The sequence below is a fragment of the Collinsella sp. AF33-16 genome, from assembly GCF_003475325.1.
GTDB lineage: Bacteria > Actinomycetota > Coriobacteriia > Coriobacteriales > Coriobacteriaceae > Collinsella.
In genome coordinates this window covers 81,293-96,802 of record NZ_QRQC01000008.1, presented here as the reverse complement: position 1 = coordinate 96,802, position 15,510 = coordinate 81,293, and the positions used below count along the sequence as shown (strand labels likewise).

Below are 15,510 nucleotides of genomic sequence, written 5' to 3'. Positions count from 1 at the left end.
CAGTTCAGTGCGCAGCGGGGGTTCTTTCATGTCCGAGGACGCGCTGGGAAGTTACCCCATGCGGCCAGCGGACAACTATGTAGCCTTGGACTAGAACATGCCCAAGAAGCCATGCACAAACAGCGCGGCCACAATAGCACCGACAAACGGCGCGATGCCAGGAACAAGCAGGCCGTACTTCCAGTTGTTGTCGGCCTTGTTCTTAATCGGCAGCACCTGATAGGCCATGCGAGGACCAAGGTCACGAGCCTGGTTCATGGCGAAGCCGGTGATGCCGCCCATGCCCATGCCGACAGCCCAAACGATCAGGCCGACGCAGATGGCGAGCATCAGAACGTTCTCGCCGGCGCGGCTAGCGGCAGCAAGGATGGCGCTGATGAACACGAAGGTGCAGATAGCCTCGCAGAAGAAGTTACGAGCATAGTTCGTGCCCTCGGTGGTGGGGTTGGTCGAGAAGATGTTGCGCTGGGCAATGGGGTCGACGACGCCCTCGGAAGCCTTGAACTCATCGGCATACATAAACCAAGCGATCACGGCACCCACAAAGCCGCCGAGCATATCGGCAAGCATGAAGGGGATGCAGTTGCCCCACGGCACCAGGCCGACGATGCACTGGGCAAGCACCATGGCGGGGTTCATGCACACAGCGCCACCAAAGACAAACAGGCAGACCGAGATGCCAAAGGACCAGGTGGTGATGGCAAACATATGGCCGGAGCCCTGATACTTGGTGCCCTTGAGCACGGTATCGCAGTGAACACCCACGCCAAAGACGATCATGAGGGCCGTTGCGCCGAATTCGCAGAGGAGTTTGGTAAGCATAAAACCTTATCTTTCTTGTCGGTTATAAACGATTCGTTTAAGCCGCGCGCTAGTGCTGTGCGACAACAACACCCAGGCCATCGGGGATGACGGCGACCTTGGCATCGGCACCCTTCATCTCAAAGGCGAGCTTGAGCGCCTCCTCGATAGTGTTGACCGGCGTCATGTGCATATCCTTGAGCATCTGGTGATCGCACAGGTCGGTGACCATGATCACAGGGTGATGCGCCAGGATGCGGGCAAAGATCTGGCTCGTCCACTGATCGGGCAGGGTCTCGTCCTTAGGACGATCGATGCAGGCGCGCTCAAACTCTGCCGGATCGTTGTCGGCGATGTTGTGATAGAAGCCCTCGCCGCCGTGACCGTCGGCACAACCGGCGACGTCGATGATCACGCCGCCCTCGGGAAGCGTGGCCTCGGCAGCGCACATGCCCTTCACAGCCTGATAGATGTTCTGATCGAGGGGGTAGCCGCCGTTAGTGGTAATGGCGATCTCGCACTCGACGGGCTCAACGCCGGCAAGGCTCTTCACGAACTCGCAGCCAGCCTCGTGCGCCTTGTGGATGTCGCCGGCAAAGGAGCCAATGACCTCGTGCTTGCCGTTGAGCACCACGTTGAGCACAAAGGCAAGGTGAGCCATCTCGGCGGCGGCAAACATGTCCTCGCTCACGTGGTTGTGGCACAGGTTGCCGGCACGCGAGTGGGAATCGTTCACAAACTGACCGTTGTGGTTGTACATGATGGTCTTGTAGCTGGCGATGCCAGGCAGGACGGACTTGCGGCTACCAGAGAAACCGGCAAAGAAGTGCGGCTCAATAAAGCCCTCGGCAAGCAGCAGATCGCAATCGGCAGCGATCTTGTTGATGATGCACTCGCCACCAGAAGGCAGGGTGCCGATCTTTTTCATCATGCTGTCGTCAGTCGCGACGTGCATAACGATTTCTTCGTTGGCAACGATCTCCTCGCCGTACTTGTTGACGAGCTCCTCGTGCGTCGACGGACGATGCATACCCGTAGCAACCAAAATGCGAACGCGCGCCTCAGGCGCAGCGGAGTGGATGTGATGCAGCAGAATAGGCATCGTCACACGCGAGGGAACGGGACGCGTATGATCTGAGCTAATGATGACAATATCCTTCTTGCCAGCACAAAGCTCCTCGAGCGAAGGCGAGCCGTAAGGGTTGGCAAGCGACTCCTCCACCAGCTCTTCCTGCGATTTCGTGGTCTTAAACTCGTTTTGATGACCTTCCATCACACCCGCGAAGTTCTTATCCTCGAGTTCCAGATGCAACGTCTTGTGGTCAAACGGCAGTTCACATTCAAACAATGACGAGCGCCCTCTTCCTTTCAACTGACACACTAGATAAACCGTTGGAAGGATACGCCGCTCACCGAAAAACACCACCGTCCACCGACTCATTAACACAACGTTCATATTTGACCCACAACAAAACGGCCGCGATCCCAAACGGGACCACGGCCGGAACAGTCGTAAGGCGAGAAGCGTCAAATGCGCCACCAGGACAGGCCCCATCCAAAACGCGCGAAGCGCGCCATTCTTCTCCTCAACTTTAATCCCTGAAGACCGAGGACGAAGGGACCCGATGGGTTTCCCTCTGAATGCATTCCGCAGCACGAAGCCCCATCAAAGTGCGCGAAGCGCGCTACCTTTTCCCCAGCAGTAATCCGTCGAAGACCGGACATCGCAGGGCCCGCCATCAGTTTACTTTTAGGCACACTCCGCAGGACGCAAGAAGCCCTCGCCGCACGAAGTGCGCAGCGAGGGCTTCTTGCATGTCCGAGGACGTGCCTAAAAGCAAACTGATGGCGGGCCCGGACGACTACAGGGCTATCGATTACCCCGTGTTCTGCAATCCTGCCGAGACGCCGGTCACGGTCGAAAGAATCAGGCTCATGTACTCGGCCTTCTTCTCCTCGGCCATCTCGTCCTGGTTCATACGCACCTCGCGAAGGGCGCGGACCTGGGCGATGGACAGGGCGTCGACATAGGGGTTGCGCACGCGGACAGCGCAGCCAAGCACGCGGCGGCGCTGTAGCGGCCACTCGTCACCGACGATGGCAAGGACCCACTTACGGGTGAGCTGCATCTCGGTGAAGACCTTCTCGGACAGATCCTGGCGATCGCCCAGGTGCAGATACATCTTGGCGATGCGCTGGTCGGTCTTAGCGATCGACATCTCGATGTTGTCGATAAAGGTGCGGAAGAACGGCCACTCCTGGTAGGCAGCCTTGAGCTGATCAAGGTCGCCAAGCTGCTCGCAGGCAGTACCCAGGCCGTACCAAGCGGCCAGATTGATGCGCGCCTGGCTCCAGCTGAAGATCCACGGAATGGTACGCAGGTCGTCGAGCGACTTGGCGCCCAGGCCGCGCTTGGCGGGACGCGAGCCGATCGGCAGCAGACCGACCTCGGTCAGCGGCGTCACGGTCGAGAACCACGGTGTAAAGTCCTCGGTGTTCAGCAGGTCCAGATAGCGCTCATGGCTTACTGCGTTGAGCTTCTCCGCCATATCCCAGAACTTCTGCGTGGTCTCGGTGTTGGTCTTCTCGACACTCGGGGCCGACTGCAAAAGCGCTGCGGCGGCAACGGACTCAACATGGTGCTGGGCCAGCGTGCGGTTGCCGTAACGGGCAAAGATGACCTCGCCCTGCTCGGTGAGCTTAAAGAAACAGTTGACCGAGCCCTTGGGCTGCGCCAGCACGGCCTTGTTGGCCGGGCCGCCGCCACGGCCCACGGCACCGCCGCGACCGTGCATGAGCACCAGGTCGATATCGTTCTTCTCGGCCCACTTGGCGATGCGCTCCTGCGCGGAGTGCAGCGCGAGCATGGCCGTGGTAGGACCGGCGTCCTTGGAGGAGTCGGAATAGCCCAGCATGACCTCCATGCGGCGGTTGGTCTGGGCAAGGCGCTTTTGCACCACGGGCAGCGTAAGCATCTGGTCGAGCACGTCGACGCAGCCCTCGAGGTCCTCGAGCTGCTCGAACAGCGGGATCACGTCGAGCTCGGGGACATCCTCCTCGTGTGCAAAGGACAGGTGGGCAAGCTCAAAGACGTCGGCCACATGCTGGGCGCTCTTGGTAAACGAGATGATGTAGCGATGCGCCATCTTCTTGCCGTAGCGCTTCTGGATGGAGCCGATGGCGCGGAAGGTATCGATGACCTCGCGCGTCATGGGCTGCAGGTCGCCATGGATACCGTTCTCGTGGATATCCTTGAGGGCGCGGGCGTGCACCACGGAGTGCTGACGGAACTCCATCTCGACCATATGGAAGCCGAAGGACTCGACCTGCCAGATGATGGTCTGGACCGGGCCGTAGGCAGCACGGACGGCACCGCAGGCGGCCAGCGAGCGCTGGACGACGCGCAGGTCCTCCAGGAACTCATCGGCGCTGTGGTACATGGTGTCGGTGATGCGACGGACGGTGGCGTTGAGTCGGTCTGCCATGACGAGCATGACGGCGCGATGCGGCTCGTGCTCGGAGATCAGCTCGGCGCGTGCCGTGTACTGGGTGCTCATCTCGACCTGATGGTTCCACAGGTTGATGAGCTCGGCAGACGGCTTGCTGTAGGTGGCCTCGAGCGTGAGGTTGCGGCCGATGCGGCGGCACTTGTCCTCGAGCTTGAGCACCATATGGGTGAAATACTTGGCGGCGACCTCACGGCTTACCTTGGCGGTGACGTTGGGGTTACCGTCGCGGTCGGAGCCGATCCAGCTGCCGGGATGGAAGAATGCCGGGCACAGCGGCGGCACGGTACCGGCCTTATCACCCAGCACCCAGTCGTCAAAACGACGATAGATGACGGGAATGACGTCGAACAGCGTGTTATCGAAGATGTCGATGATGGTATCGGCTTCCTCGACCGGCGTGGGCTTCTTGAGCGCGATGGGGCTCGTACGCACCAGGGCGTCGATCTCCTGCAGCATATGGCGCTCGTTCTCCACCAGGTCGGAGCCGCCCAGACGCGGACGCTCCTCCAGCAGGTTGGAGATACGGCGAATCTTGCCCTCGACGGCCTTGCGACGGGCTTCGGTGGGATGTGCTGTAAAGACAGGGTGGAACTCAAGCTTGCCGAGCAGCTCGTTGGCGCCCTCGACACCCCTCTCGTTTACCAACTGGTGATAGGCGACGGTGAGTTCGTTGGCGGGATCGACCTCGGTATCGGTCGACGCACCGGCCTCGCGCTCGCGCAGCTGCGCCACACGGTAATTCTCCTCCGACAGGTTTGCCAGATGGAAGAAGCTCGTAAAGGCGCGGACGATAACCTGCTGTTTATCGAGCGGCAGGCTGTCGATCAAATCGACGACTTCGCGAAACGCCACGGCGGTGGGCTCGTCGGCAGTGGGCACGCCCTGCTCGTCGACGGACTCATCGGCAGCACGGCTACCGGGGTTGCCGGCATTGGCCACAATCTCGGCTGTCAAAATCTTGTCGAACAGGTCCGCGATCTCGGGATCATACTCGCTAAGCACACGGCGCTCCAGGCGCAAGAACAGCGCCAGATTGTCGCGCAGCTCCTCGGGGATCTCGATCTCGGCGAGACGCTCCTTGGACTCGGCATTCGAGCCGATTCGGTTAACGAGGCGGTTGACCACGGCAGCGACGCGCGCCGCGGCTTCGGGTACAGACTGGTTGCTTAGGTTCTCAGCCACGTTTCCTCCCATTCCTCCTTCTATGCACGTAACATGCGGTATCCATTATAGGCACTCGGCAAAAACTTTCGGAGCTGATTGCGCTTTACCACACAAAAGTATTTTCTGCATTGCAAGGGTTTTTGCCCCAAATGGTCGTATTTCTCGGTGGACGGCATATGCAAACGGGGGCATTCCGCATAAATGCGAAACACCCCCGTAACAATCGCTCTCCATGAGCAGGGCACGTTAGCAGGCCCGCAGCTCAAAAAGATGCGCTACAGGCGCTCGCGAACCGCCTCGACCACGTTGGCCAAATCGACGAGAACCTCGTCGTGACTCTGCATGTCGCGCACCTTGACCTTGCCGGCGGCAAGCTCGTCGCCACCCAGGACCAGGATGAGCTTGGCGCCCACCTTGTCGGCCTGCTTAAACTGGGCCTTGAGCGAACGACCCTGGTAGTCGGCCTCGGTCACGATGCCTGCGGCGCGAAGCTCCTGCGTGATGGCAAAGACGTTCTGACGCAGCTCCTTGCCGGCATTGGCGACGTAGACGCACGGGGCCTCCTCGGCACCCAAGTCGTTACCAAATGCCTGAAGGGCCAGCAGGGCGCGCTCAAAACCGACGGCGAAGCCGACGCCGGCCGTGGGCTTGCCACCCTCGAGCTCGACCAAGCCGTCATAGCGACCGCCGCCACCGATGGAGCCGACACCGGCACCGGGAGCCTCGACCTCAAAGACAGTACGGGTGTAGTAGTCCAGGCCGCGCACCAGGGTGGGATCCTCGACATACTCGATACCGGCGGCATCCAGATAGCGCTTGACCTGCTCGTAGTGCTCGCGGCACTCGTCGCACAGGTTGTCGCCCATCAGCGGGGCCTCGGCCATGATCTCGCGGCAGCGGTCGTTCTTGCAGTCGAAGGCGCGCAGCGGATTGAGCTCGGCGCGCTCGCGGCACTCGTCGCACATCTCGTCGGCGTGATCGAGAATGAACTGCTTGACCTGCTCGCGATAGGCCGGACGGCACTGGGCATCGCCCATCGAGTTAATGAGTAGACGAAGCTTGGAAAGATCGAAGCCCAGGCGCTTGTAGAACTCCATGAGCATAATGATGCACTCGGCGTCTGCCGCCGGATCGGGAGCACCGAGCCACTCGATGCCCACCTGGTGGAACTGGCGCAGGCGTCCCTTCTGGGGGCGCTCGCCACGGAACATGGCCTCGGCGTAATAGGCCTTAAACGGCGTGGAGCCCTGGGGCACCAGGTTGTTCTCGACGACGGCGCGCACCACACCGGCCGTGCCCTCGGGACGAAGGGCCAGGCGCTGCTTGGGCTTAAGCTTGGTGTCGGTGCCCTCGGTAAAGACGCGCTCCAGGTTGGCGCCGCTGAACACGCGGAACATTTCCTTGCGCACGACGTCGGTCGACTGGCCGATACCGTGGACAAACACGTCCACCTGCTCGATCGCGGGCGTCTCGATGGGCTTAAAACCAAACGGCTCGAACACGCCGGCCGCAATCTGCTGCATCTTTTGCCAGGCGCGCATCTCGGCGCCGATAAGGTCGCGGGTTCCCTCCGCCTTCTGTGCCTGCATGGGCAAACACCTTTCTTTTGTATCGCGTCATAGGTAACGGTCATTATACGGCACAAACACATACAGCGGCGGCGCGTCTGACCGAACGAGGGTATGGGGGCTCGTTCGGCCAGATGCGCCGCCGCGGTAGCCACGGACGAAGCGGACAAGCGGCAATGCGCTTTGGCCTATCTACTCCCCCGCCACGCTCGCGCGCAACTTGGCGGCGATAGGCTCGGATGCTAGCAGGAACACAAGCATGACCACGGAGCACGCCAGGCACACAATCCAGGTGCTCGCAAAGGAGCCCGTGACATCGAACAGCACGCCCGAGACAATGGCGCCCACGGTGCCGCCGACCATCTCGAGCGAGGTAATGGTGCCCGTGACCTTACCCAGGTCGGCCATGCCAAACTGCTTAGACGCAGCGATCGTAGGCGTTGGAGATGTTGTACTGCGCAAGGGAAATGCCCAGGTCGCTGACGATCAACGGCTGGAACAGGCTCATGCAGTTGACGAAAATCGTGTAGCACGTGGCCATGATCACGAAGCCAGAGGCCACCACGAGCCAGCCGGGGAAAAACTTACGCTGCTGGGACATACTGCTCCTTATTTAACAAACGAATAGCCGGCGCCGGGCGCCGGTAGTGCCCAAGATTGCCTTGAAAGACAAGGGCATAGGCCTTACGGCCATGCCCGCAGGCTTGAAAGGCAAGGTTGGGTGCTACCGGTGGTCGGCGATATAGCCCAAAGCGACGGCGGTATAGGCCGCGGCACCGAGCGGCAGTTCGGCATCGTTAAAGCGCGCCTTGGGATGATGCTGAGCAAAATGCTCGTCCGTATCAGTCACGGCAGCGCCCACGGTAAAGTACGCACTCGGGATCTCGCTCGAGATCAACGCGAAGTCCTCGCTCGCCATGGCGTGGAACAGCGGCAGGAAGGCGGACTTGGGCAGCACCGCGCCCACGTAGCCAAGCGACGCCTGCGTCATATCGTCATCGAGTACGAGCGGGGGAACATCCGAGAGCGTCTCAATAGTCGCCGGCGTACGATAGGTCGTGGCAACGCCTTTGACGACCTCCGCGATGCGGGCCTTGAGGTGCTCCATGAGCTCGACATCGAAGCCACGCAGCGTTCCCTCGAGCACACAAGTATCAGGGATGACATTTGCGGCCTGACCGCCGGCGAACTTGCCAACGGTAAGCGCGACCTCCTTGGCCGCCGGCACTTCGCGAGCGATAAGCTCCTGAAGTGCCAGATGCACGTGCACGCCCGCCGTAATGGGGTCGATGCAGATCTCGGGGCTCGAGCCATGACCGCCCTTGCCCTGCAGCGTGATGCGGAAACCGTACACGCCCGAGAGCGCCGGACTGCCGTAAAGCACCAGGCCAAGCGGCGACTGGCTATTGACATGCATGGCAAAGGCGACCTGAGGGCGCGGGTTCTGCAGCAGACCGTCGGCGATGGCGGCGCGGGCACCCTCAAAGGTTTCCTCGCCCGGCTGGAACAGCAGCTTAACCGTGGCGTTGGCATCAACAAGCTCAGTCTCGCGCGCTTTGAGCATACGAGCCGCGCCAAGCAGCGCCGTCGCGTGCATATCGTGACCGCAAGCGTGCATGCAGCCGTTGGTGGATGCAAAGGGCTCGCCGGATTCCTCGGCAACGGGCAGGGCGTCCATGTCGCCACGAAGCATGATGACCGTACCAGCCTGCTCATTCGTGCAGACGCCATTGCCTTGGGCCGCGGCGGCACCGGAGCCGACAAGGCCCACAACACAGGAGCCGTCGACGAGCGTGGCAAACGGGATGTCCATCTCGGTCAGACGTGCCTGGATATACGCAGAGGTCTGTGGGAGGCTATTACCCAGCTCGGGCATCTGGTGGAGATCGTGTCGCCACGCAGCGAGCTCGTCTGCAAAAGCCTGAGCTTCTGCAACAAGACCGTCACCGATAGCGGTCTGCGCCGCGGCGGTGGCCTTGGGCGTTGATTGCGGTTGAAGATCGGACAAAGCTGGTGCCATAAATGCCCTCCAGTAACGTTTTTGCAGTAAGCACTTTGATAGCGTAAAGCGCAAGGTACAACTGTAAGGGCGAGGCATAAAAAATGCCGCCCCAGGAGGGCGGCGCAACAAGTTGTTTACAATTGCGGGCGCGGCTTTCGACGCAAAAAATCGAAGTGAGTCTCGCTCAAGATAATCGACAGGAAGATAAGCACAAAGCCGGCGAGCAGGCGCGAGGTGAGCGCCTCCCCCATCAGCAGCACCGAAAACAACACGCCCGAAGGCGACTCCATCGAAAGGAGCAGCGAGCCCGTCGAAGCCGGGACATGCGCCAGGCCGACGTTTTGGATGAGCAGAGCCACGCATGTGCAGCCCACCGAGAGAAACGCCATCACACAGATAAAATTCGGCGTCCACACGGACAGAGGCGCCTGGGTCTCGAATAGCAGCGACGAGACCAGGCTTAGGATGCCATTGCCCACAAACATCCAAAACGTGATGACGTTGATGTCCATTTTGCGACCGTACTTGGCGGTCACCGCCATCTGGATGGCGAAGAAGACCGCGCCGCCCAGCGTAATGGCATCGCCGATATTGAACTCGACGCTATCGAGTGCCACCAGGCCAATGCCCGCCAGGCACAGCAGTGCCGCACCCAGGTTATAGCGAGTGAGCTTTTCGCCGCTCAGGAAATAGCTCGCGAACGGCACAAGGATGCAATACGTGCCCGTCAAAAAAGCATTCTTGCCCGCCGTAGTATGTGCCAGACCGACCGTCTGCAGCGCATAGGCCGCCCACATGAGCACGCCCATACTCAGGCCAACGATCAGGTTGCGAGCGTTGAGGTGCGCGATGATGCGCTTGTGGAAGACGGCAAACATGACCAACGCTGCGGGCAGAAAACGTACATAGAGCAGCGCGAACACCGGAATGGTGCCGAGTGCGTCCTTCATAGTGGTAAAGGAGTAGCCCCAGATGACCGCCACCGAAAGGAGCAGAACCTTCCAGAACAACGGCGAACGAGCACCGGCACCACGGGAGGTGCCGCCCGCACCCAGGTCCTCGCGAGCAACGGGGCTATCGGGCATGTTTTCAATTTCGTTGGCAGCGTATTGGGCCATGGAACATCCTCACACTCAAACTGGGCGTGGTGTCCGCACGCGTATGGCTGCGTGCCGCCTCATGGTCAAATAAAAACGGGACGCGCCGGACCCCCGGCACGCCCCGCTACTGTAGCAACAACCAGCGTTGCACCGCAATCCAGCCCACTAAAGCGTCAGCAAAGTGAACCTCGATGTTTTGTCAATGTCACGCTGTTGCACTAAATAAGCTTCGTGCTTTCAAGCTTTTCGATGATCCAGTCGTTGGCCTTGATGACCGGGCGGCGGAAGACGACGCCCAGGCCCAGCGACGGAATCAGATAGCTCGCCAAGATACCCAGCTCAACCCAGTACTCCATATGGTAGGCGCCAGCCATGGCGGCGTGCATGGCGTTGATGCCGTGGGTAAACGGCAGGAACGGGTAGATCGCCCGGAACACGGGGCCGGTCATCTCGATGGGGAACGTACCGCCTGAACCGCCGACCTGCATGACCAACAGCACGACAGCGAGCGCCTTGCCGATATCGCCAAACGACACGGTGAGCGTGTAGACGATATTGGAGAACACGAGACTCGCGACCCAGCCCGCCAGCACAAACTGCAGCGGGTTGTCGCACTGAATGCCAAAGAACAGAATGTCGCCCGCGCACACGAGCGTTGCCTGCAGCAGGGCCAAACCGCCAAAGAACAGGTAACGGCCCAGATAGATCTCGTGCAGGCGTACGGGGATGAGCTCGTTGATAAGCTCATCGTCAACCGAGACCTTCATCATGGCCGCCAGAACAATCGAGCCCACCCACAGCGACAAAATCGTGTAGAACGGCGCCATGGCCGAACCGTAGTTGCGGATCGGATAGACCGGCTTGCGATCGAGCGCAACGGGGCCAGAAAGCGACACGGCGAGGCCCTCGGGGTCGTTGCCAATCATTGTCTTAATCATGGCCAGGTCACCCGACATCAGAGCGCTATCAAGCTCGTCCTTAAAAGCGCTGATCTTGTCCGACGCCTTGCCCAACTGATCAGAAGCCTTGTTGACCAGCGTCGCAGCCTTGGAGAGGCCCTTTGCGAGCGAGCCAGAGGCGTCGGTCAGACCGCTCACGGCGCTATCCAAGTCACCCGAGATACCGTTCAGGGAATCCAGAACGCCCGAAATGGTCTTCTTGAGCTCCTTGGCCTTAACCGAGAACGTGGAATCGTAGTCGGACTTGGCTCCCGAGATACCCGCCTTGGCATCGGCGATGGCCTGGTCGACCTCGGCACGCGAGTTGTTGACCTCCGCCATGCCGTCCGAAAGGGACTTTGCGGTCGCCGTCAGGTCCTTCGCATTGTTGCGGTACTCCACGGCAATTCTGCCCAGCGACGTCGCAGCGGACTCGAGACCGTCTTTGAGCTTGTCATCACTCACCTGGTCGGCAAGGTTGCGGAGCTGATCGGCCATCGCATCGATATCGTCAGCACGCGTATTGAGCGCCGCTGCGGCTTCGTTGAGCTGAGACACCGTAAGGTCAACATGCTGATTCGCGGCATCGAATGCCTTCGCAAGCTCGGCGGACACGTTGTCGAACGAGCCCGCGCTTCCGTCAATCGCCGCGTCAACGGCATCGTTGGCGGCCTTGAGCGCTTCCTTGGAATCATTGATGCCGCTCTTGGCGTGCTCCATCAGCTGCTTCGTCGACTCATCAACGGTGCCCGTCTGCTTGAGCATGCCGCCCGCCGATGTCAGTGAATCGGACGTGGAGCTCAAAATGCCCGCGAGCGACGTCGCACTCGTCTGAACGTCCTGCAGGTCCTCGACCGAATCGCCCAGCGTCGAGGACAGATTGGCGATAAAGTTGCTCACCTGGTCGGTACTCATATAGTCGAGCAGGCTGGACACGGTCTTAAGGCCGATGGTCGTGATGGTCTTGGTAAAGGTCTCGTTGACCTGACTCTGGACGGCGCTCGAACCCTTTTCAGTCACGATCTGTGCGATGGCGTTGGCCTTCTGGTTCTCATAGAACTCGATATCGGCGTGCTTCACCTCGGTCGAGAAAAGCGTCATCATGTCGGCGCTAAACGTTTTAGGGATAACGACGGCAGCGTAGTACGCGCCCGACTTAACGCCCTCAATCGCCTTATCGCGGTCGTTGAGGACGACCCAGTCGAAGTTCTCGTTGCCGCGCAGGGTGGCGGTTACGTTTTCGCCCACGTTGACCTCGACGGGAATCAGATCGCTCTCGTAACCCTCATCGGTGTTGACCACTGCAATCTTAAGGTTGCCGGTATTGCCGTAGGGATCCCAGCTTCCGGCGATGTTAAACCATGCATAGAGACATGGCACGATGATCAGGCCCATCACGACGACCATGCCGATCACGGAGCGAGACACGTTTTGGACATCGCGCTTAAACAGGTGCAGGATGTTTTTCATTTATGCCTCACCTCCTTTAGAGTGCTTGCCAAGCGGGGTGGTGTCCCCGTCGTTTCCGTTTACGTTGTCAGCGCCGTCGGCATCTTGAGCCTTACGATGCGCACCGATATGCGGCAGACGGCTCGTAGGCTGTTCGCCTCCCTTGGCGCCACGCTCGCTGGCGTTGAGACCAAACATGCGACGGGCGGCAGGGATCGCCGCCGTGTGCTCGCGCATCTCGCGGCGAAGGTCCTCGTCCGAAAGCGCCGAGATACGCATCTGGGTATTGAGGCTCGCACGGATGTATTCGATGTTGATGAGCCAGCCGCAGATGGCGATAACCGAAATGATCCAGATAACGAGCAGGATGATCTTGCCGTTATTGTCGATATCGAGCACCGTCGAAAGCACAAAGAGCAGAACCTGCACGCCTACCACGGCGGCAAAACCGCCCTTGATGTAGTACGGGTAGCGATGCTCAAACGCCACGGCATGATCGAGCAGCTCGCGACGGTACGAATCCGAATCGAGCATGACGCGCATGGCCGTGCGCAGCGAATAGCGCTGGCGCGGTAGGTCGTTGGACTCGCAGATCATTAGGCCCGTCGTGGAAAGCTGCTTATCAAAGAGCAGGTTGAGGTTGAGCAGCAGCGGACGCAGCTGCAAGCCAATAAAGAGTGCGATGGCAAGGAACACGCCCAGGATGCACAGGTTGAACAGGTAGTTGAACGAATACATGCCACCGACGGTCTCGCGCAGCAGGTTGATGCCATAGGTGAAGGGCAGCAGCGGATGCAGCCATTGGAAGAAGCCGGGCATCATCTCGATGGGATACATGCCCGACGAGCCGGGGATCTGCACAATGACGAGGATGACGCCAATGGCTTTACCGATATGCTTAAACGTGGTGGACAGCGCATAGATGATGTTGACGTAGGTGAACGAAATAGCGATGCCGCCCAGTACAAAGAGCAGCGGATTGACGCACTGAACGCCAATGACCAGGTCGCCCACCGTAACGATAATGGCCTGGAACGCGCCCAGGATCACCAGCAGCAGCCAGCGGCCAAAGTAGCCCTGACGCGCCGTAAAGCTACCGATGCCCTCGCGGTCGACCTCGAGTTTATAGATAGCGATGAGCACATAGCCGCCTACCCACAGCGCCAGATTGGTGTAGAAGGGCGCGATGCCCGAGCCAAAGCTCTTGACCGGATAGATTGACTTGGACGTCAGCTCAACCGGAGATGCCATGAAATCTGCCACGTCATTGACGTCGACGTCCATGAGGTCGGCTAACTCGCCCATAGACTCAGAGGTCTGCAGCGCCGCAATGTCATTGGCGGCGGTCGCGAGCTTGTCCTGAACCTTGGCAAGGGAGGCGTCGGTTTGGGATAGCGTGGTCTTTGCCTGCTTGAGCGTGGCGTCGAGCTGCGCCAGCGTGCCGCGCGCGCTCGCTATCGTGGGGGTCATACCCGACACAATGCCGGTCAAATCGCCCGAAACGGCGGCAAAGGAGTCAAGCGCGCTCGAAGCCTTCGGAAGTGCGTTCTGACCCAGATCGGTCTGAGCCTGACCGAGGCTAGCCGTACCGGTCTGAATTGCCGCGTTGAGTGCGTTGCTCGCGTTCGAGATTGCCGTAGCGTCGTTTGCCATGGCGCTCGACTGTGCAGAAAGGCCATCCTTGATGCTCTGCAGCTTCTGGTTTTGCTCGCGAAGCGAATCGATGGTCGATACAATGCGCGCGTCAATTTCCTCGGAACCTGTCGACGTGTCATTAACGAGAATCTCCAAGTGCCCGATAACGGCCTTATTGTGATCGATCGTCGCCTGGAGAGACTCGAGCGAGTTGTCGATGCGGGTGGTCGTAGATGTGACCGTACCCGTTAGCTTGCCAATCGCAGCGTTCGCGGAGGCTGACGTCTTGGTGAGTGCAAGGCTACCTTCCGAGAGTGCCTTGGAGAGCGAGGTGATAGAGTTGCCCGCCGTGGCGCGAGCCTCGCCCAGCAGGTCGTTGCCCTGGGAGATTGCCTGCGTCAGCGACGGTGCCTGACCTTGCAAGCCGGCAAGCGCCGCATCAGCCGAGGCGATAGCGCCACTCGTCTTATCGATGGCGGCATTCATATCGCCAATCGAATCGCGCACCTCACCCAAGGTGTCGGATGCCTCGGACACCGAACTTGTCAGCGAGTCCTGAGTCTGGGTTGCCTTGTCCTTTAAATCGATGCCGGCATCCTTGGCGATGCCCGCTACGGTCTCGCCCACCGTGGAGACAAACTCCGAGTTGATCTGCTCCTCGATGGTGTTGGCACCGGTATCGGTGACCTTGGGCGCAATGGCGCTCTTCTTCTCATTGACGTAATAGGTGAGCTTCGGCTGATGGTAATTGCCATCGAGCATCGAGACAAGATTGTCGGAGAAGTTCTTGGGGATTACGATCGCCGCGTAGTATTCCCCGCTCTCGACGCCCTCTTTGGCATCGGCAGCCGAGTCGACGAAGGTCCAGCCCAGCTGATCGTTTTCCTTGAGCTGGTCGACCACCTTATCGCCCGCATTGAGCTCGCCCACTAGGTCGTTTTGGGTACCCTGATCGTTGTTGGCGATAGCAATCTTGATGCCCTGGGTGTTTCCGTACGGATCCCAGTTTGCCACGATGTTGTACCAGGCATACAGCGAGGGAATAACACACACGCCGAGGGTAACCACCAAGGCGACGGGGTTCACGAGCAATCGCTTGATGTCACGCTTAAAGATCGCAAAGGATACCTTTGCGTTGGATAGTTTGCTGCCGAGACTCACGCTTAGACCATCCATCCTGTCGTTGAATCGAATCGTACTATCGACAACCATTGTACGTAGGCGCTTTAGTGCCTCGCGGCACAATGGTGCTGAGTTTTGCGGGTAGCAATATACTACGAAGATGAGTTAACGTACAGTTGTACAGTATCTTAAATTTCAGCAGGTCACAAAACCACAACCCGC

At 59.7% G+C, this 15,510-nt stretch carries 10 protein-coding genes; all 10 read right to left on the bottom strand.

Annotated features, from left to right (window positions below; translation table 11 throughout):
• Window positions 1-90: 90 nt before the first annotated feature.
• Window positions 91-822 (bottom strand): D/L-lactic acid transporter LarD, encoded by a 732-nt coding sequence (gene larD / locus DWZ52_RS04505; RefSeq protein WP_117765423.1) that lies wholly within the window; start codon window positions 820-822, stop codon window positions 91-93.
• Window positions 823-871: 49 nt separating this feature from the next.
• Window positions 872-2,149, bottom strand: coding sequence for a nickel-dependent lactate racemase (gene larA / locus DWZ52_RS04500; RefSeq protein ID WP_117647964.1), 1,278 nt, complete (start codon window positions 2,147-2,149; stop codon window positions 872-874).
• A 529-nt stretch (window positions 2,150-2,678) separates the two neighbouring features.
• The gene (locus DWZ52_RS04495; protein ID WP_370448268.1) at window positions 2,679-5,492 is read right to left on the bottom strand and encodes a phosphoenolpyruvate carboxylase; all 2,814 of its coding nucleotides are present in this window, start codon (window positions 5,490-5,492) and stop codon (window positions 2,679-2,681) included.
• A gap of 257 nt (window positions 5,493-5,749) precedes the next feature.
• On the bottom strand, window positions 5,750-7,063 hold the full coding sequence (gene hisS, locus DWZ52_RS04490; RefSeq protein WP_118384995.1) for a histidine--tRNA ligase: 1,314 nt from the start codon (window positions 7,061-7,063) through the stop codon (window positions 5,750-5,752).
• A gap of 171 nt (window positions 7,064-7,234) precedes the next feature.
• Window positions 7,235-7,450, bottom strand: coding sequence for a hypothetical protein (locus DWZ52_RS04485; protein WP_199579120.1), 216 nt, complete (start codon window positions 7,448-7,450; stop codon window positions 7,235-7,237).
• Between the two features lie 10 nt (window positions 7,451-7,460).
• Window positions 7,461-7,643, bottom strand: a complete 183-nt coding sequence (locus DWZ52_RS04480; protein WP_118384994.1) for a hypothetical protein — start codon at window positions 7,641-7,643, stop codon at window positions 7,461-7,463.
• A gap of 123 nt (window positions 7,644-7,766) precedes the next feature.
• Complete coding sequence (locus tag DWZ52_RS04475; RefSeq protein WP_118384993.1) at window positions 7,767-9,062, bottom strand: M20 family metallopeptidase; 1,296 nt, start codon at window positions 9,060-9,062, stop codon at window positions 7,767-7,769.
• A 116-nt stretch (window positions 9,063-9,178) separates the two neighbouring features.
• A complete protein-coding gene (locus DWZ52_RS04470; protein ID WP_118384992.1) occupies window positions 9,179-10,162 on the bottom strand; it encodes a DMT family transporter in 984 nt (327 codons plus the stop codon).
• A gap of 200 nt (window positions 10,163-10,362) precedes the next feature.
• Window positions 10,363-12,552: a YhgE/Pip domain-containing protein gene (locus DWZ52_RS04465; RefSeq protein WP_118384991.1), complete on the bottom strand. Its 2,190-nt coding sequence runs from the start codon at window positions 12,550-12,552 to the stop codon at window positions 10,363-10,365.
• A complete protein-coding gene (locus DWZ52_RS04460; RefSeq protein ID WP_233547264.1) occupies window positions 12,553-15,327 on the bottom strand; it encodes a YhgE/Pip domain-containing protein in 2,775 nt (924 codons plus the stop codon).
• Window positions 15,328-15,510 lie beyond the last annotated feature (183 nt).